The organism is Sphingomonas sp. BK036 (assembly GCF_004216825.1).
GTDB lineage: Bacteria > Pseudomonadota > Alphaproteobacteria > Sphingomonadales > Sphingomonadaceae > Sphingomonas.
Window position 1 is genome coordinate 135446 of record NZ_SGXR01000003.1, and the last position, 22301, is coordinate 157746.

Genomic DNA, 22301 nt, shown 5'->3' on the forward strand with positions numbered 1-22301 from the left:
CGCCGGACTGCGGTGGCGGGCGATTGGCGGCGTCCATGACACGAGCGGGGGGCATCCGCTCGGAACGAGGGTGCCGTGATGGACGCAACGACCCAGGACCCGATCGATACCGCCGCCGCCTGGCACGCGCGGATCGATTCGCCCGACATGGATTGGGCCGGCTTCGGCGACTGGCTCGCAGCCGATCCGTCGCACCGTGCCGCATATGACTCGATCGCGCTGCTCGATGCCGAGATCGGCGTGGCCGCCCCGGCGATCGCGGCGTTGCTGCCGGCGAACGACGACGGCATTGCCGATGCCGAGCCGGGTGCGGTCGCGCGCCCGACGAGGTGGCGGTGGATGGCGGCGGGCACCGGCGGCGCGCTCGCCGCGGGCCTCGCATTGCTGCTGGTCGCGCCGGCGGTCACCCCTGGCGATAGCGGCGTGCAGACCTATGCGACCGGCCCCGGCGAGACGCGCGCGATCACGCTCGCCGATGGCAGCGCGATGCAGCTCGATCGCGGGTCGCGCGTCTCGGTTTCGGGCGGCAGCACGCCGCTGATCGAAGTCGCGGACGGCGCCGCGAGCTTCTCCGTACGGCACGATCCGTCGCGCACGTTGATCGTCCGCGCGGGCGGCTATGACGTCCGCGACATCGGCACCCGCTTTGCGGTGGTCAGCGCGGGCGGACGCATTTCGGTCGCCGTCGCGCAGGGCAGCGTCAGCGTCGCGCCGCAGACCGCCGACGGCAGTACGCCGACGACGCTGATCGCGGGGCAACGCATCGACATCGACCCCGCCGCCGGGATCGCCGAGCGCCGCGCGGTCGCGCCGACATCGGTGGCGGACTGGACCGACGGCCGGCTCGATTATGACGGCGCACCGTTGCCGCTGGTTGTCGCCGACATATCGCGATATACTCGCACCCCGCTGGTGGTCGATCCGTCCGCCGCCGGATTACGTTTTTCCGGGGTTTTGACGATTGGCGACGGCTCGCGGCTTCTCGATCAGCTTCGCGCGGTCCTGCCACTGCGCCTGCGTCGCGCTGATGGCGTCGTCCATATCGAGCGCACCAGCCTACGCTGAGAGGACGGGCGCTACGCCGCCCCGCGAAATCGTCATACCCGCCGGATCGCTGCGAACCGCACTCGATTCGCTGGCGCGGCAGACGGGTATCTCGATCGGCATGGCGGGGATCCTGCCCGCTACGTCAACGCGGAAAACCGTCCGCGCGCGCGACGTCGCGCAGGCGCTGCAGCGGGTGCTGGCAGGGACTCGCCTGCGCGCGGTCCGCGTCGATACGACGACGTGGCGGATCGAGCCCCTGCCCGCCGCACCGATCCGGGTCCGCCCGCCCCGCACCCCGCCGCCGATCGTCGAGGGCGGCGACATCATCGTCACCGCCAGCAAGCGCCACGAACGCCTCTCCGACCTGTCCGCGTCGATCAGCATCCTCGGCGGCCCGGCGCTCGACCACCTCGCCGGCAAGCGCGGGCTGGTCGACCTGCTCGCGACCACCGACGGCGCGTTCTCGACCAATCTCGGCCCCGGCCGCGACCGCGTGTTCCTGCGCGGCGTCGCCGACAGCGCGTTCAACGGCACCAGCCAGTCGCTCGTCAGCCTGTATCTCGACGACGCGCGGATCGGCTATTCGTCGCCCGATCCCGATCTGCGCATGGTCGATATCGACCGGGTCGAGATCCTGCGTGGCCCGCAGGGCACGCTCTACGGCACCGGCGCGCTGGGCGGAGTCATCCGGATCGTCACCACCGCGCCCGATCTCGACCAGGTGTCGGGCAGGGTTGCGGGCGACGTGACCGCGACCAACAACGGCGCGTTCGGCGGCGCGTTCGAGGGGACGCTGAACCTGCCGATCGTGACCGGCACGCTGGCGCTGCGCGCGTCGGGCTGGGCCGAGACGATGCCCGGCTGGATCGACGATACCGGCCGCGGCTCGCGCGACGTCAACCGCACCGGCCGCAGCGGTGGCCGTGCCGCGTTGCGCTGGGCGATCGGAGGCGGCTGGACCGCGACCGCGAGCGGCATCGGCCAGTGGATCAACGCCCGCGACAGCCAATATGCGACCAGGGGCCTGTCGCGCGCGACCGCGATCGCCGAGCCGCAGGACAACGACTTCCTGTCGGGGTCGCTCGATGTCCACGGGCCGATCGGCAGCCTGGACGCGCAGTCGACCACCGCGATCGTCTCGCACGAGTTCGGCAGCACCTATGATGCAAGCATCATGGCGACAGCGCTCGGGAGGACCGCGCCGATCGCCTATGTCGAGGATCGCGCGATCCGGCTGGTCACGCAGGAGATTAGGCTGAGCGACCCGACCGCGCGCCATCCCTGGATCGTCGGCGCGTCCGTCCTGCACGCGACCACGCGCCTCAAAGGACGCTTCGAATCGGACTCGACCAGCTCGCTCGCGCGCGACGACAAGGAGGCGGTGTTCGAGGCGGCGATGTTCGCGGAAGGAACGCAACGCCTGTCGTCCGCACTCGACCTGAAGATCGGCCTGCGCGGCTTCGTGACGGTCAACGACATCGAACAGCGCGGCCCCGACGAACAGAGCACCACCAAGCTGGGCGTCACGCCGAGCGGCACGCTGAGCTGGCACCGCGACGATATCGGGCTGATCTGGCTGCGCTACGCCAGCGCGATCCGTCCCGCCGGCGTCACGCGCGCGTCGGTCGACACCGAGCGGCGGATCCCCGGCGACGAGTTGCAGAGCATCGAACTGGGCTGGCGCATCCGCGGGATGGGCGACCGGCTGACGCTCAACGGCGCGATCTTCGGCTCGACCTGGGAGCATCTTCGCAGCGACGTCGTCGGATCGGACGGGTTGCTGGGGACGGTGGATGCGGGGAACGCCACCAACTACGGCATCGAGTTTGGCGGGCGGTTCGACGCGGCGCCCTACGGGATCGATTTTGGTACGACGATCCAGCGCGCGCGGCTGACGTCGCCGGCCAATGATCGCGGTCCGGAGGACGATCGCCGCCTGCCCGTCGTTCCCGATTATTCCGCCCGGCTGGGTCTCTCGCGGCGGTTCGCGCTGATCGGGAAGCCGGCGAGCGGGTATGTGACCGCGCGCTATATCGGCCAGACCCGGCTGAGCTTCGATCCGCTGCTCGACCGACCGGCGGGCGACTATGCGACGCTCGACGCGGGCGCGACGCTCGATGACGGGCGGCGCCAATGGTCGATCGCGGTCGACAATGTGCTCGACGGCCGCGGCAACAGCTTCGGGTTCGGCAATCCGTTCACGCTGTCGACGACCACGCAGACCGTGCCGATCCGGCCGCGGACGATCACGCTGCGCCTCGTGATCGGGTTGTGACGGCAAGTCCCTAAACGATGTGATTGTGCGCAGGCCCGTGCGGCGCTAGCGGCGTCCTACCATGTCGATCCCCTTCCCCTCGCCCGCCAAGCCCTTGAACTGGCAGCAACCCCTGCCCGGGTTGCGGATCCTGACACGCGGCGACGTGCCGATCACGCGCGTGCAGATCTATGGGCAGCGGTGCAGCGGGACCAACCTCGTCACGCGCGCGATCGAGGCGAATATGCCGGAAGCCGAGATCACCGAGGCGTTCGGGTTCAAGCACTGGTTCGTGCCGCCGCAGACTTTGTTCGTGAAGGACACGCTGGTGCTGGTCGTCGCGCGCAATGCCTATGACTGGGCGCGCAGCCTCCACCGCCAGCCCTGGCACGCGCATCCCGAGCTGAAGGCCAAGCCGTTCGACGCGTTCATCCGCAGCCACTGGCACAGCTATTGGGACGATCATTTCGGCCATATCGAGCCGGGCCACCCGATGTACGGTGACGAGATGCTGCACGAACGCGATCCCGAGACGGGCGAGCGCTTCGCCAACTGCATCGCCAAGCGGACCGCCAAGCTGCGGCACTGGTCGTCGCTGACGAACCGCGCGCACAACGTCGCGTTGCTCGGCTATGACGCGTTCACGCGCGATCCGGCCGCGTTCGTAGCGGCACTGGAGGAGGCGACGGGGATCGCGCGCCACGAGTCCTACGTGCCGATCACCAGCTACAAGGGGCAAGGCTATGCACCCTATGTGCCGACGCCCTATCCCGCTCTGGCACCGGCCGACGCCGAGCATATCGCCGCCTGGCTCGATCCCGCAGTCGAGGCCGCGTTCGGGCTGAGCGCCGACCATGCTGATCGACATCAATCGCCTTCGCCGGCGGCTTCGGTACAGACCGCCGCATGAGCCAGCCGATCACCTTCTTCATCCACCATCAGGGCCGCGGCCATGCGAACCGCGCGATGGCGATCATCCGCGAACTGCCGGCCGAGCGCGCGGTGACGATCCTGACCGCCAAGCCGTCGCTGTTCGACGGGTTCGAGCGGCCGATCACGATCGCAGCTTTACCCGACATGATCGGTGCGCCGGTACCGACCCCGGGCCTGTTCGCGCAGGCCACGCCCGAGGTGATGCACTGCGTCCCGCTCGGCGTGGCGAAGACGCGGGCGACGATGCGGACGATCATCGACCATCTCGACGATGTCGATCCGGCGCTGTTCGTGGTCGACGTGTCCGCCGAGATCGCGCTGCTCGCACGGATCGCCAGCGTGCCCGCGATCAGCATCCGGATGCACGGCGACCGGCTCGATCCGGGGCATCTCGGCGCGTATCAGGCGAGCGTCGGGTTGCTCGCACCGTTCGGCGCCGCGCTCGAGCAGGGCGACACGCCCGACTGGGCGCGCGCGAACACCTGCTATGCCGGCGGACTGTGCACGACGGTCGATCCGGTGCCGAGCAAGGCCGAGGCGCGCGCGAAGCTCGGCCTCGATCCGGATCAGGAGATCGTCGTCGTGCTGACCGGCGGCGGTGGTGCCGGCACGCCCTACGCACCGCTGACGATGGCCGCCCGCGCGGTGCCCGACGCGCTGTGGCTGGTGCTGGGTCCCGTCCACCGCGAGGGGCACGAGACCGATTTCGGCAATCTGGTCGAGCTTGGCTGGGTGCCGGGCGTGACCGATCACATCGCCGCTGCGGACGTGGTCATCGCGTCGGCGGGCGACAACACGGTGCACGAGATCGCGCGAGTCGGGCGGCCCTATGTCTGCGCACCCGAATGGCGCTATTTCGGCGAGCAGACTCGCAAGGCCGAGCGGCTGGCCGAACTGGGCGCGGCGGTCGCGCTGCCGACATGGCCGGGCGCGCTGGCGCCGTGGCGCGGCATCCTCGACGCGGCCAAGGCGCTCGATCCCGCGGCGCTGGCCGGGCTCTATGACGACGACGCGGCGAAAGTCGCGGCGGACTATCTCGAGGGGCTGGCGGTGTCGCTATGGGCGGCGGACTAGCTGAACAAGGTTTCCGGCGACATCTTTGAACCGGCGATCTCCTCCGCGGTCGGCTGCCGCAGAATGGTGATCGCCTCGTCGTCCCAGCCGATCAGGCCGCGCTCGCTGAACTGCCCGAGCCAATATTGCATGCACCACCGGCCCCAGGTCGCACGAAACAGCCGCGCGTTGCGGATGATCGCGTCGAAGTGCTGGAACGCTGGCGTGTGGACGACGTGGTGCTGGTGATAGGCGCGCGCGCCGCCGACCCACCACATCGCGACGCCCGCCTGCTCAAGCCGCGCGGCGAAGTCGGTTTCCTCGCCGCCATAGCCGATATAGCGCTCATCCATCCCGCCTGCTCGCCTCCAGTCCGCCGCGGCGATCGCGAACGACAGGCCCCAGAGTTCTCCATGGCTTGGCGTCGGACGAATCTCGTCGGGTGCGATCGCCGGCTTGTCGGGATGGCGCTCGCCGATCCGGTCGAGCGCGGCGAAATCGATCCCATCGGCGACGGCCCCCGCGGGCAGGTACAGCACCTCCCCCAACCGGATCCCACCGGGCTGGACCGCGGTTTCGGCGTAGCGCCCGACCAAAGTCGGTGACGGCACGCAATCGACATCGAGGAAGATGAGCTGATCGCCCGACGCGGCCGCCGCGGCACGGTTACGCGCCGCCGCGAGCGGCATCTCGTCGCCTGCAACGAACACCTCGCGGATCGGAAAACCGGTCGCGGGCAGATCCGCATGCGCCTCGGGCTGCATATATGCGATCACCAGCTCGTCGGGCTGGCGCAGCGATGCGTTCAATCCCGCGATCAGGTTCACGAGATGCTCACGACGGCCGCGCACCAAGGTGAGAACGCTGACGCTCACGAGACACGCCGCCTGACGGGCTCGAACGCTGCGGCCTCACGGAAATACGCGACGCCCTCGATCACGCCGCGCGCGTGATGGCCGATCGCGACATAGCCGTGCGCGAGGTCGGCGCGCGAGCCCAAACCGTCCGAATAATTGCCGACGATAATCGCATGCCGCGACGAGCGCAGCATCTCAATATCGTTGCCGCTGTCGCCCGCGACGATCACCTGCCGCGGTTCGAGGCCGAGGCGGCGGCGGACATGCTCGACCGCGGTCCCCTTCGACGCGGCGTGCGGCAGGATGTCGAGATAGCGGCCATGGCTCTGGATGATCGAGCAGCTATGCCCGTGCTCCGCAAGCAACGCGCGGACTCGCTCGGCCGCCGCCATGTCGCCGTCCGCGAAATAGCTGAGCTTGAACCGGCGCTGTTCGAGCGGGCTTTGCGGAGTCAGCCCGGCATAACGCCCGACCAGCGCGGCGACCGCGTCACGATCCCAGCCCGCGGCGATGATCCCGTCCCATTCGGTGTCGCGATCATACACCGCACCCTGCACCGCGCGGTAATAGATCTCCGAGCCGACCGAGGTGATCAGGATCTCGGGGCGTGGCGCGTCGTGCTGGCCGAGCACCGCCATCGCGCTGTGGAAGCTGCGCCCGGTGGCGATCGCGAACGCCACGTCGGTCTGCGCCGCGTGCCACGCCGCGAAAGCGTCGACGCCCTGCGCACAGCCGATCAGCGTCCCGTCGATGTCGGACACGAGCAGCACTGCGGGGTCGCGCTCCGCGACCTCGGGCGTGCGGACGACCTCCTCGAGCAGCCCGACATAGAGCTGGACGTGGCGATCCCAGTCATAGGCGCGGATCGCGACCGACCCCGCTGCCGAATAGCGCGACCAGAGCGCCGCATCGTCGAGGATGCCGAGGATCGCATCGGTGATCGCGGTCGGCGATCGCGGGTCGACGAGGATGCCATTGCCGCACGTCTCGACGATGTCGTTCGGCCCCCCGCTGTCGGTCGCGACCACCGGCAGCCCGCTCGCCGCCGCCTCGAGCAACGTCAGCCCAAACGGTTCGTTGAGCGCGGGATTGACGAAGACGCCGCGCCGGGTGCGGGCATGCGCATAGACCGCGGCGATGTCGTCGGGGCGATGCTGCTTGGGATAGGCGACCTTGCCGTACAGGTCGTAGCGGTCGATCAGCTGGAGCAGCTCGGCGATGTTGTCGCGGATCTCGGGTTCGAGCGTCGTGCTGTCGTCGCGCGTGCCCGCGAGGATCGCGAGGTTCGCCGCCGCCTGCAACGCGGGTGAGCGGCCATAGGCATGAACCAGCGCGGCGAGGTTCTTCTTGGTCACGGGGCGCGCGATCGCGAGGATCACGGGCTTGTCGGGATCGTCGAGGAACCGATTGATCAGCGCATCGACGCGCGCGTCGGTGGCGCAGTTCGCGAACTGCTTCAGGTCGCTGCCGGGCGCGAACACGCGGATCCGGCCAGGATCGTAGGCCGTGTAATCGGCATATTGCACCTCGGCCTCGTCGCGCGACGAGGCGATGATCGCGGCCGCATTGGCAATCGCCTCCTCCTCGATCGCGATGCGGCGATCGAGCCCGGCGGTCTCGGCGCAGTCGCGATCGAACGCGGCCAGCTTCACCCGGCCCAGCGAATGCGCGGTGAAGACATAGGGGATACCGGTACGCGCCGACACGCGCGCTGCGATCAGCCCGGCATCGGCGTAATGCGCGTGCATCACATCGGGCACGCGATCGAGCGTGGCGATGTGCGCGACGAGCGCCTCGACCAGGCTGTCATGCTCGGTCCACAGCTCTTCCTTGACCAGATACGCGTCGGAGGCGGACAGCAGGCGGACGATCCGCGTGGCGCCGTCGATCGTCTCGATCGGCTCGGCATAGCATTCGGCATAGGCGGCATGGTGGAACGCGCGGGTGACGATTTCCATCCGGTCGATCGCCGGATTGCGTCCGCTGGCGGCGACCAGATCGAGCAAATACCGGATATGGCCTCCGGTGTCGGCGGTGATCCCGTATTCAACGTCGGTTGCGCGTAAGCACCCCTGCAACGCGATATGAAGTACGAACACCCTTCCCCCGTTCATCTATAATTCAGCCAAGGAACCGTCCGCGCGGTTGCGAGTTCCGGGCGAATGCCAGTTAAAACCCTTGTATTGACGCAAGTTACTACGTTCGTTCCGGCGCGCGGCCGCGCCTGTCGCCATCCGATATGAGGAACGCGCTGCTCACCTGGGCCTATCCCCCTGAAAAAAGCGGACTTACGCGCGCGGCGCGGGAGATTGCGCAGTCGCTGGCGGATGCCGGCAACGATGTGACCGTATTTGCGATGGACCGACGCGAGGACAGCCGCGACGGTCGGGTTTCGGTGATTGGATGCGGGCTGCGCGAGGGATCGCTCGCCGCTCGGCTGCGCAAGATCGTCGCGATCGGCCATCTCGTCGCGCCGATCGCGTTCCGTCGCGCGGTCGCACGCGAACATCGCCGCGCGCCCTTCGACGTTGTCGAGGCGACCAACTGGTATGCGCCCGGGCTCGCGATCGCGCTCGCCGGTCCGGCACCGCTGGTGACGCGCAACTCTACGCCGGCGGCGACGTCGGCGGCGACCGTGACCAGCCTGCGCGACCGGATCGATCGTCGGGCCGCGATGCTGGTGGAGCGGATCGCCGCGCGCCGCAGCAAGGCGCTGATCTCGAACACGCAGCTTCACGGCGAGAAGATCGCAGCGCTGTACGGTGTCGCAGCACCCGGCGAGGATGGCCGGCACGCGGTGATCGGGCTCAGCCTGCCCCCCGAGATCGTCGCGCGCGGCGCTGCGGCAACCTATCCGACCGGCGAGCCGATCCAATTGCTGTTCGTCGGCCGCGACGAGCATCGCAAGGGGTTCGACGCGCTGATCATGGCGCACCGGATCCTCTCGCGCCGTGCCGATGCGGGGATGCGCGACTTCAGGCTCACGATCGTCGGCGTGCATGCGGACGATGTCGGCGCGATCCCCGGATCGGCGCGTGCGCGGCTGACCTGCTACCACCGCGTCGAGGAGGCCATGCTCCACGACCTGATGGAGGCCGCGCACGTGATCGTCGCGCCGTCGCGCTACGAGAGCTTCGGACTGGTCTATCAGGAGGCGATGATGTTCGGCCGCCCCGTCGTGGCATGCGCGGAGGATCCGAGCGCGCGGCTGTTCATCGGTGCGAGCGGTGCGGGTCTGCTCGCCAGGCGCTGCACCGGCGACGATCTCGCGACGCAGGTCCAGCGGCTGATCGAGGATACGGGGCTGCGGACGCACCATGCCGAGGCGAGCCGCCGCGCATCGGGCATGTTCACGCGCGACACGCTGGCTGCGGAAACGATCGCGGCCTATCGCACCGCCGCGGAATCGAACGGCGCGAGCAGCAGCGCCTCGTCCTCGGGCCGCCCCGCGCCGGTCGACATCGCCTCGTAGATCCGGGTCCGCTCGCGCACGCGCGCACCGTCGAGCCGGTGTTCGAGCGCGCCCGCCAGTGCCAGCGAACTCTCGACGAACGGCACGACAGGGCGCTCATGGACGAGGCCCGCGAACCGGATGTCGCTGCGGTTGAGGCGGTACTGGATGTCGGGATAGGAGGCGGACTGCACGCCGTCGACGAGGTTGCGGCGCGGCAGGCCGAGCGAGCGCAGGCCGTCGCGGTCCGCCGCCGCAACCAGCCAGCCGAGTGCGCCGAGCAAGGCGGCATCGGGCCGCTCGTCGGTATCGATCTGCAACACCCATCGGGTCTGCATCGCGTCCTGAAGACGGTTGCGTTGCGCGGCGAAATCGCCGGCGAGCCCATGGTGGAGGACGGAGATCCACGGGAGCCGCGCGGCCAGCGCAGCGGCGTCGTCCGCCGTGCCGTCGAGCAGCACGACGATCCGGGTGAACGCGTCTCGAAACTCGGTGGCGATCGCGACGATGTCGGCCGCATCGGCGGGACGTGCCATGATGCCGAGCCCGATCTGGTGCGGCACCGATGTCGCAGGGGTCGAGCGCGCGCGGGCGGGAGAGTCATCCGGCGGAAAGCGGACGGCATCGGGCGCGACGGCGATCGGCTCGACCTCGAAGCCGAAGCGCCACGCGGCGTTGCGCAGTCCGGCCGGGTCGAGCGTCCAGCGGTCCGCCGGGTCGCGCTCCAGATCGACCGTGCCGCTTTCAAGCCGGGCGACGATGTCGCGTGCCACCGCGCCGACCTCGGCCACATCGCGTACCAGCAGGCGGCAATGGCTACATTCGGACCAAGCCTCGCGCGCGATCCAGTCCCAGTTTCCGCAGATCGAACATCGTATGTGCATAATGCGCGCAACCCGTAGCGCGGGGACGCGGTTCCCATGCGGCGCGGTTCCCGTGCGGCGCGGGGTCAGTTGGCCAAGACACCCTGCCCCAACCCACACCCGTCATCCTGACGAAAGTCAGGACCCAGAGCCACGCACGCCTCACCTGTTACCCTGGGTCCTGACTTTCGTCAGGATGACGAGAAAGGGACGCGGTACCGATTTGCGCTCAATACCCCAGCGAATGCGCCAGCGTCAGCAACAGCCAGTAGAGCCCGCCCGACAGCAGCATCGCCACCGGCAGCGTCATCACCCACGCCAACGCCATGTTCATGACCGTCCGACGCTGCAACCCCGCGCCGTTGGCGACGCTCGCGCCCGCGACGCCCGACGACAGGATGTGCGTGGTCGACACCGGCATCCCGAAATTCACCGCCAGCAGGATCGTCGACGCCGCGACCAGCTCGGCCGACGCGCCCATCCCATAGGTCAGGTGCGTCTTGCCGATCCGCTCGCCCACCGTGACGACGATCCGCTTCCACCCGACCATCGTCCCCAGCCCCAGCGCCAGCGCGACGGTCACCTTCACCCAGGTCGGAATGTAGCGCGTGCCCTGTTCGAGCCCGCTGTTATAGCTCTTGAGCGTCGTGATCTCCTGCGCGGTGAAGCGGCGCTGTGCGGACGTGTCGGCGGCGATCAGCTTGGTCGTGTCGAGCACGAGGTACATGTCGTTGCGCAGGTTGGGCGTCGCCGCGGCGGGCACCTTGCCGAGCGAGCCATAGCCCGCGATCCGGCTCGACACGTCGTCCGACAGAGTCGCCAGCGCACCATAGATGACCGGATCCGAGACCTGCTTGGTCTTCAAAGCCTGCGTGACCTGCGCGCGCGCCGCGCCGACGCCCGCCGGCGCGCCATTGGCGTGCGCGCGGTAGGCGGCGGAGGCGGCCTGTGCGGTCTGCACGAACGCGGGTGTCGCGCTCTCTGGCATCGTCCGGTTGAGCGCATAGGCGGTCGGCGCGCAGCCGATCAGGATGAGCATGATCAGCCCCATCCCCTTCTGCCCGTCATTGCTGCCATGCGCGAAGCTGACCGCGGTGCAGGTGCCGATCAGCAGCGCACGGATGCCGCGCGGCGGCGGCGTCTGGCCCTCGGGCGCCTCGTACAGCGCCTTGTCGCGCAGGAAGCGCTTCATCACGAGCAACAGCAAGAGCGCGCCGACAAAGCCGACGATCGGGCTGAACGCGAGCGCGGACAGCACTTTCCAGACCTGCGCCATGTCGACGCCCGACGTCCCGTCCGCGCCGCCGCGGATGAGCTGGTTCGCAAGGCCGACGCCGAGGATCGAGCCGATCAGCGCATGGCTCGACGAATTGGGCAGGCCGACCGCCCAGGTCGCGAGGTTCCACACGATCGCCGCGAGCAGCAGCGCGAAGATCATCGCGAACCCGCCGACGCTGCCGACGTTGAGGATCAGGTCGACCGGCAACAACGTGACGATCGAATATGCCACCGCGCCCGACGACAGCATCACGCCGAGGAAGTTGAAGAACCCCGACCACACCACCGCGAGCGGCGCGGGCATCGAATGCGTGTAGATGACGGTCGCCACCGCGTTGGCGGTATCGTGGAAGCCGTTCACGAACTCGAACCCGAGCGCGATCAGCAGCGCGAGCGCGAGGAACGCGAACGCACCGCCCGCCAGGCTCTCGCCGACCTGCGCGGTGTCGAACGCGATGCTGAACCCCGCATAGGCCAGCCCGCCGATCAGCACGGCGAGGAATATCCACCGCCCCGCCGGATGCAGCGCGTGATCGAGCTTGGGGCCAGTACGCGGCGCCGAGGCGATAGCACTCGAATCAGCCGTCAGCGCGTCGGGTGCAAATGTGGAGGTAGCCATGGAGGTGCAGTCGGCCCTTACGATGACAATCTTATGACAGATGTAAATCAAGCGATCGACAGGCCTGATTCGGGACGCCCCCATAACGATCCTCCCCCGCCAGGGGGAGGTGGCGCCGAAGGCGACGGAGGGGGCGGACACGCAACCGAGGTTACGCTCCCCTCCCCCTCCGTCTGGCATGCGCCAGTCACCTCCCCCTTGCGGGGAAGGATCGGTCGACGCCGATGTCCCGGACTAGCGCGACAGGTCAGCGCGCGCCGTTGATGCTGGCAAGCTGCGTGCCGTCGCGACGAAGGAGGGCGGCCATCTTGACGCTCGCGTCGGCGGTCATCTCCTGGCGGCAGCGATGCGCGTCGGCGAACGCATCGAGACCGCTCGTGCGCGGCTCACACGCCTTGGCGATCGCCGATTGCAGCCGGCGCTGGAACAGAGTCCGCCCCGCGACGCTGGTCAGGTCGAGCCCCGCATGCGAGACGCGTACGGATACGGGCTCACGCACGGGACTTGCCGATGCGGCCGTCGAGAACAGGCACGCGCCGACGATCGCCGCCGAAGCGACGCTGATGAAAATCTTCATGATGATGGTCCTCATATGGTCCTGCGGTCCGCAGGCATTGGCCTGCGGGCGACGGCGCTTGCGCATCGGGACGCCGTTCTGCGTGCGGAGTCTCCGACGACGAACCACGTCGCTGCGCATCCCCTAGTCGCGGATCATGACGCCCACGCGACGGTTCGGCGACGTTTCCAAGCTTGCCCCACCGCGCCCCGTTCCCTACCTGTTCACCGGTGAACCAGATCGCCCAAACGTCCGCGCCGCAAGCAGAGCCCCCCTATCTCCGCGGCCTCAATCCGCCGCAGCGCGAGGCGGTGCTGACAACCGACGGCCCCGTCCTGATCATCGCCGGCGCAGGCACCGGCAAGACCGCGGCGCTGACCGCGCGACTCGCGCACCTGATCTTCACCAAGAAGGCCTGGCCGTCGGAGATCCTGAGCGTCACCTTCACCAACAAGGCCGCGCGCGAGATGCGCGAGCGGGTCGGCCGACTCGTCGGCGACGCGGTCGAGGGCATGCCCTGGCTCGGCACCTTCCACGCGATCGCCGCCAAGATGCTACGCCGCCATGCCGAGCTGGTCGGGCTGCAATCGAACTTCACGATCCTCGACACCGACGACCAGTTGCGGTTGCTCAAGCAACTCATCCTCGCCGCGGACATCGACGAGAAGCGTTTCCCGACGCGCAGCCTCGCCGGGCTGATCGACCAGTGGAAGAACAAGGGCCTCGTCCCCGCCGATATCGATGCGGGCGAGAGCGAGCGCTACGCCAATGGCCGCGGCGGCGAGCTCTACGAGCAATATCAGACCCGGCTGCGCGCGCTCAACGCGTGCGATTTCGGCGACCTGCTGCTGCACATGCTCGTCATCCTGAAGACGCACCGCGACGTGCTCGCGCAGTATCAGCAGCGCTTCAAATACATCATGGTCGACGAGTATCAGGACACCAACTCGTCGCAGTATCTCTGGCTGCGGCTGCTCGCGCAGGAGCGCAAGAACATCGCCTGCGTCGGCGACGACGACCAGTCGATCTATTCGTGGCGCGGCGCGCAGGTCGAGAACATCCTGAAGTTCGAGCGCGACTTTCCAGGCGCGAAGGTCATCCGGCTCGAACAGAATTATCGCAGCACGCCGCACATCCTCGGCGCCGCGAGCGGCGTGATCGCGAACAATGGCGGCCGCCTCGGCAAGCAGCTCTGGACCGAGCTCGACGTCGGCGAGAAGGTCAAGGTCATCGGCGTCTGGGACGGCCCCGAGGAAGCGCGCCGCGTCGGCGAGGAGATCGAGTCGGTGCGCCGCTCGGGCAAATCGCTCGACGAGATCGCGATCCTCGTCCGCGCGCAGCACCAGACGCGCGAGTTCGAGGATCGCTTCATCGCGATCGGCATGCCGTACAAGATCGTCGGCGGCTTCCGCTTCTACGAACGCGCCGAGATCCGCGACGCGCTCGCCTATCTCCGCGTCGTCAACCAGCCCGCGGACGACCTCGCCTTCGAACGCATCGTCAACGTCCCCAAGCGCGGCCTCGGCGACAAGGCGGTCGCGCGCATCCACCAGCTCGCGCGCGCCACCGGCACACCGCTGACCACCGCCGCCGCGCGGATCCTCGACACCGACGAGCTGACCGGGGCGGCGAAGAAGTCGCTCGGCCGCCTCGTCGGCGACATCGCCCGCTGGCGCGACATGGCGACCACCCTGCCGCACGCCGAACTCGCGCGGCAGCTGCTCGACGAGAGCGGCTACACCGCGATGTACCAGGCCGAGAAATCGGTCGAGGCGACCGGCCGGCTCGAGAATCTGAGCGAACTCGTCCGCGCGATGGAGGAGTATGCTTCGCTCGGCGCGTTCCTCGAACATGTCTCGCTGGTCATGGACAATGAGGGCGGCGCGCAGGATCCGCAGGTCACGATCATGACGATCCACGCCGCCAAGGGCCTCGAATACGACACCGTCTTCTGCGTCGGCTGGGAAGAAGGGCTGTTCCCGTCACAGCGTTCGCTCGACGAGGGCGGCGTGAAGAGCCTCGAGGAGGAACGCCGCCTCGCCTATGTCGCGATCACGCGCGCACGGCGGCTGGCGGTGATTCTCCACGCCGCCAATCGTCGCATCTACGGCCAGTGGAATTCGTCGATCCCCTCGCGCTTCGTCGCCGAACTCCCCGCCGAACACACCGACACCGAGACGACGATGTCGGGCGGCGCGAGCCTGTGGCAGGCCAACTGGTCCGACCGCGCCGACCCGTTCGCTGACGTCGCGCGCGGCACCGGCCGCGGCCCCGGCTGGCAGCGCGCGGCCACGCCCGGCGGCGGCTTCTCGACGAAACCCGCGCGCGTCGTCGAAAGCCGCGCGAGCGCGATCAGCCTCGGCAACAAGGGCCGCGACGACCTGTCGCTCGGGATGCGCGTGTTCCACCAGAAGTTCGGCTATGGCAGCATCGCCGAGATCGAGGGCAACAAGCTCGAGATCGACTTCGAACAATCGGGCCGCAAGCGCGTGATGGACAGCTTCGTGACGCTGACGCCCTAATACCCCCGCGTCGGCGTACCTGTACGGGAGCCGACAATCGCGTTCAGGAACCATGTCTCTCGATAGCCGTATCAGCGTGGCAGCCCGATACTCGGGTTCGAGAGGACGTCCCATGAAGTTTACGCATCTCATCGCCGCAGGGCTCGCCTTTGCGACTCTCGGCCTCGGCGCCGCCGCACCGGCCGAAGCGCAGCGCGATCGTGGCTATAGCCAGCACGACAATGGCCCTCGTGGCGGCCCCCATGGCGGTCCCCGTGGCGATCATCGCGGCGACCGTCACGGTTTCCGCGGCAACGATCATCGTGGCGATCGCCATGACGACCGGCGCTATCGCGGCCGCGGCAACGACCGTCGCAACTGGAACAACAGCCGTCGCTGCCGCACCGAGTGGCGCAACCACCGCCGCGTGCAGATCTGCCGCTGAGATAGACCGTTGATATCGGGCGGGCGGCAGTCGCATATTGCCGCCCGCCCTCGTCGTGACACCCTGAAAGGATCCTGATCATGAAGCGTTTTCTCGGCACGGCTGCGATGATCGCCGCCACCTGCCTGTCCGTCGCCACCCCAGCCGTCGCACAGAGCAGTGCCGACGATGCGCGCTTCGCCGCCGCCCAGGCGCGGCTCGACAGCGAACTGCAGATCTTCCGTACCGAATTCGATCGCTACCAGTCGGTGCGCGGCAATCGCGGCGGCTATGCACCGCAGGGCGGGTATCGCCAGGCGCCCGATCGCAGCGGCGGGTATCAGGAAGCCTATCCCGACGAGCGTGACGAGGGCAATTACGACCCCTCGCGCTATTATCGCGCAGGGCCGAACTATCAGGAGCGCACGCTGGCGACCAACGACCGTGTCTATGCCGGGCAGGATGGCCGCTATTACTGCAAGCGCAACGACGGCACGACCGGGCTCATCATCGGCGCCGCTGGCGGCGGTATCCTCGGCAACGTGATCGATGGCGGCCGTTCGCGGATCGTCGGCTCGCTGCTGGGTGCGGCCGCGGGCGGCCTGGCCGGGCGCGCGGTGGACCAGAGCAACAGCCAGGTCCGCTGCCGCTGAGGCGTCCCGCCCCGTCATCCTGACGAAAGTCAGGATCCAGAGCCACAGGCGTTAAGCCTTGCGGCTCTGGATCCTGGATCAAGTCCAGGATGACGGGGTTCCTCAGCCCCCTACTTCGCCGGCCCGACCAGCTTCTGCGTGAAATAGGTCATCTGCAACGCCTGCAACCGGGCCCCCTGCTCGATATCGGCATCGCCCGAATGCCCGCCCGCGGTATCCTCATAATATAGATACGGCAGGCCATATTCCTTCAACCGCGCGGCGAACTTGCGCGCATGCTGCGGCCCGACGCGGTCGTCCTTGGTCGTCGTCCAGATATAGGGCTCGGGATAGGCGACGCCCTTCCTGATGTTCTGATAGGGCGAGATCTTTTCGAGGAACGCCTTTTCCTCGGGCACGCTCACCGATCCATATTCGTCGACCCAGGACGCGCCCGCCGCGATCCCCTCGTAGCGGATCATGTCGAGCAGCGGCACCTGGATCGTCACCGCCTTCCAGAACTCTGGATGCTGGTTGAACTCGACGCCCATCAGCAGCCCGCCGTTCGACCCGCCATAGATGCCGAGCTTGGCCGGGCTCGTCAGCTTGCGCGCGAACAGGTCCTTGGCGACCGCGGCGAAGTCGTCATAGATCACCTGCCGCTTCGTCTTGCGGCCCGCGTCGTGCCATTTCGGCCCGAACTCGCCGCCGCCGCGGATGTTGGCGAGCACGTAGCTGCCGCCGCGTTCCAGCCACAGCTTGCCGGTGCTCCCCGAATAGCTCGGCGTCATCGACACCTCGAAGCCGCCATAAGCGGTCATGATCGTCGGCGTGGTCCCGTCGAGCGTAATGCCCTTCTTTTGGACAACGAAATACGGCACCTTCGTCCCGTCGGTCGAGGTCGCCTCGAACTGCTCGACCACGTCGTTCGACGCATCGAACTTCGGCGGCAGCGTTTTGATCGGCTTGGGTGCAGCGCCGGACGCCGCATCGAGCGCATAGAGCGACGTCGGCGTCAGGAACCCCGTCACCGTCAGATAGGCGTCGTCGCTACGATCGGTCGTGCTCGCGACGTCGATCGAGGCGTTGTCGGGCAAAGCGATCGGCTTGGCGGTCCAGCCCCCCGCGCCGTGCGTATAGACCGACGCGCGGCCGCGGACATTGTCCGACACCACCAGCACAAGCTTCGATTTCGTCAGCCCCATGCCGTCGACCGACTGGCGCGGCCCCGGCGCGAACACGATCGTCGGGTTGATCGCCCCCTTTTCCACCTCGGCAAGCGGTGCCGACGCGATCGCGCCCTCGGGAATCTTGCCCCAGGGATCGCTCGTCGAGAAGATCACCTGCCCGTCGATCATCCCCGCCGGGAACGTCCGGTCGGGCAAGGCGAGCGGTCGCGCGCCGGCTGGTGTCCACACCAGCTTGTCAGCACCGAAGAAGGTTTTCCGGCGCTGGATCACGATCAGGCGGTTGCCCTTCTCGTCCGTCAGCACGTTCGCCGCCGTACCGCCCTGGTCGGTCGCAGCCCCCCGATACACCTCGGTCGCGGCGTCGAGCGGCTGTCCCCGCTTCAACTGCTTCATCACGAACGCATAGCCCGACTGCGTCGTCGTCCCCGCCCCCCAGTCGCGCGCGACCAGCAGCGTATCCTTGTCGACCCAGGTCGCATCCTGCTTCGACTTGGGCAGCGTGAACCCGTTGGCGACGAACGCACCCGTCTGCAGATCGAATTCGCGATAGGTCACCGCATCCTCGCCGCCTTCCGACAGCGCGACGAGGCACAGCCGCTGCTCGGGCTCGAGGCAGGTCGCCCCCTTCCACACCCACTGCTTGCCCTCGGCCTTGCCGAGCGCGTCGAGGTCGAGCGCGGTCGTCCAGTGCGGCGTGGCCGACGCATAGTCGGCCGCGCTCGTCCAGCGCCACAGACCGTGCGGATGATCGGCATCGCGCCAGAAATTGTAGATCCGCCCGAACATCTGGTTCGGCATCGGAATGCGATCCTTCGCCGACGCGATTGCCAGCGCCTCGGCGTAGAAGGTCTTGTAGCGCGGATCGTTCTGGAGCCGCGGGAGCGTCTTCGCATTCTCCGCCTCGACCCAGGCGAGCGGCTTGGTGCCATCCTTGTCCTCGAGCCAGATATAGGGGTCGGCGGCGGTGTTCGTCTGTGTCATCGGTGCGACTTGGGCAAGCGCGGTGCCGCTCGCAAGGCCGGCGCCCCCGCTGAGTATCGTCGCCGCCAGCATCGAAGCCAGAACCCGCATCACCGTATCTCCCTGATTTGCTTGGCGTGCTACATGCCGGGGTCTATCGCGGGGCGCAATGCAACCGGACCAGATATCGGCCGCCGACGGCCTGCCCAAACCCCGCCGTTTCATCGCCATCGCCGCGATCTCGGCGGGCACCGCGCTGACGATCATCGATGGCGGCATCGCCACCGTCGCGCTGCCGACGATCGCACGCGACCTGAACGTCGGCAGCAGCGCGGTGGTCACCGTCGTCACGGTCTATCAGCTGATTCTCGCGATGGCGCTGCTCCCCTTTTCCGGGCTCGGCGGGCGGATCGGCCTGAAACGCATGTATCAATATGGCCAGCTGATCTTCACGCTCGCCACGTTGCTCTGCTTCTTCGCCAAGAGCCTGCCCTTCCTGCTCGTCGTCCGCGCCGCGCAGGCGCTGGGCGCGGCGGCGGCGCTCAGCGTCTCGTCCGCGTTGATCCGGTCGATCTATCCGGCCAAGCAGCTCGGCCGCGGGCTCGGCATCAACAGCGTCGTCGTCTCCAGTTCGGCCGCGCTCGCGCCGACGATCGGCGGGCTCGTGCTGGCGATCGCACCCTGGCCCTGGGTGTTCGCCAGCGCAGTGCCGTTCGCGGTGCTCAGCCTCGTGCTCGGCCGCGCGCTGCCCGAGCCGCGCCCACAGGACGCGCCGTTCGACGTGCTCGGCGCGGTGATGTGCGCGGCGATGATCGGGCTCGTCATCGGCGGCGCGGAGAGCGCGGTGCACGGCGATAGCCCGATCGTATCCGCCGCGATCGTCCTTACCGGGATCGGGATCGGCTGGGTGTTCGTCCGGCGCGAGCGCGGCGAGGCCAATCCGATCCTGCCGATCGACCTGCTCGCGCGGCCCGTCCTCGCGCTGTCGGCGATCGGCGCGTACACCGCGTTCATCGCGCAGATGACGCTGCTGCTGTCGACTCCCTTCCGGTTGACGCACGCCTACGGCTTCAGTGCGGCAGAGGTCGGTGCGGCGATCGCGCCGTGGCCGCTCGCGAACATGGTCGTCGCGCCGCTGTCGGGATGGCTGTCGGATCGCTATCCGGCGGGGTTGCTCGGCGGGATCGGGATGGGCGTGTCGATCTGCGCGTTGCTGCTGCTCGCGTTCATGCCCGCGGATCCGGGCTATTTCGATATCGCGTGGCGGATGGCGCTGTGCGGATCGGGGTTCGGGATGTTCATGGCGCCGAACGCGCGGCTGATCATCGGGTCCGCCCCCCGCGAACGCGCGGCGGCGGCGGGCGGGCTGGTCTCGACCGTGCGGCTGGTGGGGCAGACCACCGGCGCGACGCTGGTGGCAGCGCTGCTGGCCATGGGCGTAGGCGCGGGCACGACGCCGCCGCTGGTGGCCGCCGGGCTGGCGCTCGTGGCTGGCCTCTGCAGCCTAAGCCGCCTCCGCCCCTCGATCCGCAATCCGCCGACCGAGGAAACGCAGGACGTGCAACCCGCGCAACAGACGCGGTGACCGCGTCTCCCTCTTCCCGGCGGGAAGCGGGAGCAGTAGTATGTTCACCCGCGAAGGCGGGTGCCCAGTTTGTGTCCCCGCCTTCGCGGGGACACAGGCTTGGTTGGCGGCGCGTTCGCTCAAAACGCACACCCCACCCCGGCGAAGGCCGGGCCCCAATTGGGGGACGGTGGTAACGTAGCGAAGTCCGCTGTTACGACGACCTTTCCAATTGGACCCCGGCCTCCGCCGGGGTGGTGCTAGATAACCGCACGCGCCAAAATCAGAAAGCAGCGCTAGCCTTCGCCTCCCCCATCATCGCCTTGCGCAACAACGGGATCGGCGGACCACCATAGCTCAGCAACTGGTCATGGAACGCCTTCCACGCCTTCCGCCCACCCCGGCTCGCGGTCCAGTCGGCGCGCAGCTTGCGGATCATCAGCTTGCCCATCGTGTAGTTCAGATACGCCGGATCATAGGTCCCGCGCGCCGCCTGCTGCCGGGCATTGCCCTCGTCCTGATAGCAGTCGTCGACGAACATCCGGAACGACTGCTCCTGCGTCATCCCCTTGGCGTGCATCCGGATCGCCGACAGATACCGGCAATCACGCAGCAACGCGTTCGAGATCTGCCCCACGTGAGTCTCCGGGTCCCCTTCATTCAGCCCCGCCTCCCACATCATCTCCTCGGCATAATGCGCCCAGCCTTCGGCAAACGCATAGCCGACGAACAACCGCCCGAAGAGCGACGGCGACCGGTTCGCGTGGAGGAACTGGACGAAATGCCCCGGCATGACCTCGTGGACCGAGGTGAACAGCAGGTCGTTCTTGCCGGGCACGAACGCATCCTGCACCGCCTTGGTCCAGCTCGGATCGGGCGGCGAAATGTAATAGATCGACGGCACGCCCGTCTCGAACGGTCCGGGCGGATCGATATACGCCGAGTTCTGCCGGTTATAGGGCGGCGATTCCTCGACCAGCGCCTGCTCGGTCCCCGGAATCGTCAGCAGATCATGATCGATCACGAACTTGCGCAAGCTCGGGATCTGCCGCCGCGCCTCCGCGACCGGCCCGCCGACCGGCTTGTTCGCGTTCATCTTGTCCATGCACGCGAGGATCGTCTGCCCCTTGGCGAACACCCCGCACGCCTGCGCGAGCGCCGCCTGGTTGCGTTTCAGGTCGGCGACACCCGCCGCCTCGAGCTGGTCGAGCGGCGTATCGACGCCCTCGGTCATCGAAACCATCCGCGCGAATTTCTCAGCCCCCAGCGCGAAATCCTGAGTTGCGGTCGCGCGCTGCCCCTCGGTCCACGTACCCAGATCGCGCATCGCCTTCGACGCCGCCTGCGCCGCATCGCTCAGCTGCTTCTGTGCCGCGGCATCCTTGACGCTCGCAAACGCCTTCACCGCGTCGCCCGAATAATAGTCCGCAAAGCCGTTGAACGCCGCCGCGCCATAATTGACGAAGCTCAGCGGCATCGGCGTCTTGAGGTTTGCCTTGATGTTGCCCGTCGCCGCCGGGATCTTCTGCAGGAACGCGGTCAGCGCCTTCATCCGCGTCGGCGCATCGGCATAGTTGCGCGCGATATAGACGTTCGGATCGAGGCCGGCGCTCACATACCAGGCCGGGTTGCGATGCGGCTGATCCGCGTCTTCCAGCCAGAACAGCTTGCCCTTGGCGACCTGCACCAGATAGTCGCGCTCGAACGCCTCGGTCGGCTTCAGGTCCTTGAACGCCCCCGCCTTGTCGATCGCAGCGTGTAGGAAGTCCGCCTGCCGCTTTAGCCCCGCGGCACTCCAGTCGCCGAGCCCGCCGTCATAATCGTGCTTGCCCTGATAGACCGCGTTCGCCGGATCGATCTTGAACCAACCGTCGATAAAGCCATCGCGGAACCCGGCCCAGTCGCTCTTCGCAAGCCGCGTCGGTGCAGGCGCCACCGCCTGCGTATTCGACGTGGTCTGCGCAGGCCCACACGCGTCGAGCGCTAGTACAACGCCCAGCGCCGTCGTCAGAAGTCCGATCCGCATCCTGTCTCCAATCCCGATTCGTCTGCGCTATGCTGCCAGTCGAAGCGTCGGTACACCAGCATGCGGAACGGCCCGCGCGATGAGCCGTTGAAA

16 protein-coding genes are annotated in these 22301 nt (G+C 68.1%); 9 read left to right on the forward strand and 7 right to left on the reverse strand.

The annotated features are described in order from the left end of the window. The first annotated feature begins 78 nt into the window (after positions 1–78). From EV283_RS00805 to EV283_RS00820, 4 genes are all read left to right on the forward strand, one after another. Positions 79–1065 carry a FecR domain-containing protein gene (locus EV283_RS00805; protein WP_130321952.1) on the forward strand — a complete coding sequence of 329 codons (987 nt, stop codon included), beginning with the start codon at positions 79–81 and terminating at the stop codon, positions 1063–1065. Then, a complete protein-coding gene (locus EV283_RS00810; RefSeq protein WP_242615728.1) occupies positions 962–3322 on the forward strand; it encodes a TonB-dependent receptor in 2361 nt (786 codons plus the stop codon). Before EV283_RS00805 ends, EV283_RS00810 begins: the two co-directional genes overlap by 104 nt. Before the next feature lie 61 nt (positions 3323–3383). Continuing rightward, complete coding sequence (locus tag EV283_RS00815; protein WP_130321954.1) at positions 3384–4211, forward strand: hypothetical protein; 828 nt, start codon at positions 3384–3386, stop codon at positions 4209–4211. Next, positions 4208–5308: a glycosyltransferase gene (locus tag EV283_RS00820; RefSeq protein WP_130321956.1), complete on the forward strand. Its 1101-nt coding sequence runs from the start codon at positions 4208–4210 to the stop codon at positions 5306–5308. Before EV283_RS00815 ends, EV283_RS00820 begins: the two co-directional genes overlap by 4 nt. Here the strand turns inward: EV283_RS00820 and EV283_RS00825 are convergent. Further along, positions 5305–6162: a galactosyltransferase-related protein gene (locus tag EV283_RS00825; RefSeq protein WP_130321958.1), complete on the reverse strand. Its 858-nt coding sequence runs from the start codon at positions 6160–6162 to the stop codon at positions 5305–5307. The genes EV283_RS00820 and EV283_RS00825 overlap by 4 nt on opposite strands. After that, complete coding sequence (locus tag EV283_RS00830) at positions 6159–8243, reverse strand: HAD-IIB family hydrolase (RefSeq protein WP_130321960.1); 2085 nt, start codon at positions 8241–8243, stop codon at positions 6159–6161. Before EV283_RS00830 ends, EV283_RS00825 begins: the two co-directional genes overlap by 4 nt. Before the next feature lie 140 nt (positions 8244–8383). Between EV283_RS00830 and EV283_RS00835 the strand changes: the two genes are divergently transcribed. Continuing rightward, the gene (locus tag EV283_RS00835; RefSeq protein ID WP_130321962.1) at positions 8384–9616 is read left to right on the forward strand and encodes a glycosyltransferase family 4 protein; all 1233 of its coding nucleotides are present in this window, start codon (positions 8384–8386) and stop codon (positions 9614–9616) included. On the opposite strand, the gene EV283_RS00840 is transcribed toward EV283_RS00835, so the two are convergent. The 3 genes from EV283_RS00840 to EV283_RS00850 form a co-directional block, all read right to left on the reverse strand. Next, entirely contained in the window at positions 9532–10479 is a 948-nt protein-coding gene (locus EV283_RS00840) for a hypothetical protein (RefSeq protein ID WP_130321964.1), read from the reverse strand. The two genes, EV283_RS00835 and EV283_RS00840, sit on opposite strands and share 85 nt — an antisense overlap. A 208-nt stretch (positions 10480–10687) precedes the next feature. Beyond that, the gene (locus tag EV283_RS00845) at positions 10688–12355 is read right to left on the reverse strand and encodes an inorganic phosphate transporter (protein ID WP_130321966.1); all 1668 of its coding nucleotides are present in this window, start codon (positions 12353–12355) and stop codon (positions 10688–10690) included. A gap of 247 nt (positions 12356–12602) precedes the next feature. Then, positions 12603–12932, reverse strand: coding sequence for a UrcA family protein (locus tag EV283_RS00850; RefSeq protein WP_165391661.1), 330 nt, complete (start codon positions 12930–12932; stop codon positions 12603–12605). 218 nt (positions 12933–13150) lie between these two features. Here EV283_RS00850 and EV283_RS00855 point away from each other — a divergent pair, with 218 nt between their 5' ends. The 3 genes from EV283_RS00855 to EV283_RS00865 all read left to right on the forward strand — a co-directional run bounded on the left by EV283_RS00855 (position 13151) and on the right by EV283_RS00865 (position 16489). After that, positions 13151–15433 (forward strand): UvrD-helicase domain-containing protein, encoded by a 2283-nt coding sequence (locus tag EV283_RS00855; RefSeq protein WP_130323792.1) that lies wholly within the window; start codon positions 13151–13153, stop codon positions 15431–15433. Positions 15434–15545: 112 nt separating this feature from the next. Further along, positions 15546–15857, forward strand: coding sequence for a hypothetical protein (locus tag EV283_RS00860; protein ID WP_130321970.1), 312 nt, complete (start codon positions 15546–15548; stop codon positions 15855–15857). A gap of 80 nt (positions 15858–15937) precedes the next feature. Beyond that, positions 15938–16489, forward strand: coding sequence for a glycine zipper 2TM domain-containing protein (locus EV283_RS00865; protein ID WP_056410942.1), 552 nt, complete (start codon positions 15938–15940; stop codon positions 16487–16489). A 110-nt stretch (positions 16490–16599) separates the two neighbouring features. Here EV283_RS00865 and EV283_RS00870 read toward each other — a convergent pair whose 3' ends face one another. Beyond that, positions 16600–18729 (reverse strand): prolyl oligopeptidase family serine peptidase, encoded by a 2130-nt coding sequence (locus tag EV283_RS00870; RefSeq protein ID WP_242615729.1) that lies wholly within the window; start codon positions 18727–18729, stop codon positions 16600–16602. A gap of 58 nt (positions 18730–18787) precedes the next feature. Here EV283_RS00870 and EV283_RS00875 point away from each other — a divergent pair, with 58 nt between their 5' ends. Beyond that, a complete protein-coding gene (locus EV283_RS00875) occupies positions 18788–20203 on the forward strand; it encodes an MFS transporter (RefSeq protein ID WP_130321971.1) in 1416 nt (471 codons plus the stop codon). Between the two features lie 262 nt (positions 20204–20465). Here EV283_RS00875 and EV283_RS00880 read toward each other — a convergent pair whose 3' ends face one another. Next, positions 20466–22208 (reverse strand): DUF885 domain-containing protein, encoded by a 1743-nt coding sequence (locus EV283_RS00880; RefSeq protein WP_130321972.1) that lies wholly within the window; start codon positions 22206–22208, stop codon positions 20466–20468. Between the last annotated feature and the right edge of the window lie 93 nt (positions 22209–22301).

Coding starts and splice junctions, on each gene's coding strand:
- EV283_RS00805 (WP_130321952.1), top strand. CDS start 79: ATGGACGCAACGACCCAGGACCCGATCGATACCGCCGCCGCCTGGCAC.
- EV283_RS00815 (WP_130321954.1), top strand. CDS start 3,384: ATGTCGATCCCCTTCCCCTCGCCCGCCAAGCCCTTGAACTGGCAGCAA.
- EV283_RS00820 (WP_130321956.1), top strand. CDS start 4,208: ATGAGCCAGCCGATCACCTTCTTCATCCACCATCAGGGCCGCGGCCAT.
- EV283_RS00835 (WP_130321962.1), top strand. CDS start 8,384: ATGAGGAACGCGCTGCTCACCTGGGCCTATCCCCCTGAAAAAAGCGGA.
- EV283_RS00840 (WP_130321964.1), bottom strand. CDS start 10,479: ATGCACATACGATGTTCGATCTGCGGAAACTGGGACTGGATCGCGCGC.
- EV283_RS00845 (WP_130321966.1), bottom strand. CDS start 12,355: ATGGCTACCTCCACATTTGCACCCGACGCGCTGACGGCTGATTCGAGT.
- EV283_RS00850 (WP_165391661.1), bottom strand. CDS start 12,932: ATGAAGATTTTCATCAGCGTCGCTTCGGCGGCGATCGTCGGCGCGTGC.
- EV283_RS00860 (WP_130321970.1), top strand. CDS start 15,546: ATGAAGTTTACGCATCTCATCGCCGCAGGGCTCGCCTTTGCGACTCTC.
- EV283_RS00865 (WP_056410942.1), top strand. CDS start 15,938: ATGAAGCGTTTTCTCGGCACGGCTGCGATGATCGCCGCCACCTGCCTG.
- EV283_RS00870 (WP_242615729.1), bottom strand. CDS start 18,729: ATGCGGGTTCTGGCTTCGATGCTGGCGGCGACGATACTCAGCGGGGGC.
- EV283_RS00875 (WP_130321971.1), top strand. CDS start 18,788: ATGCAACCGGACCAGATATCGGCCGCCGACGGCCTGCCCAAACCCCGC.
- EV283_RS00880 (WP_130321972.1), bottom strand. CDS start 22,208: ATGCGGATCGGACTTCTGACGACGGCGCTGGGCGTTGTACTAGCGCTC.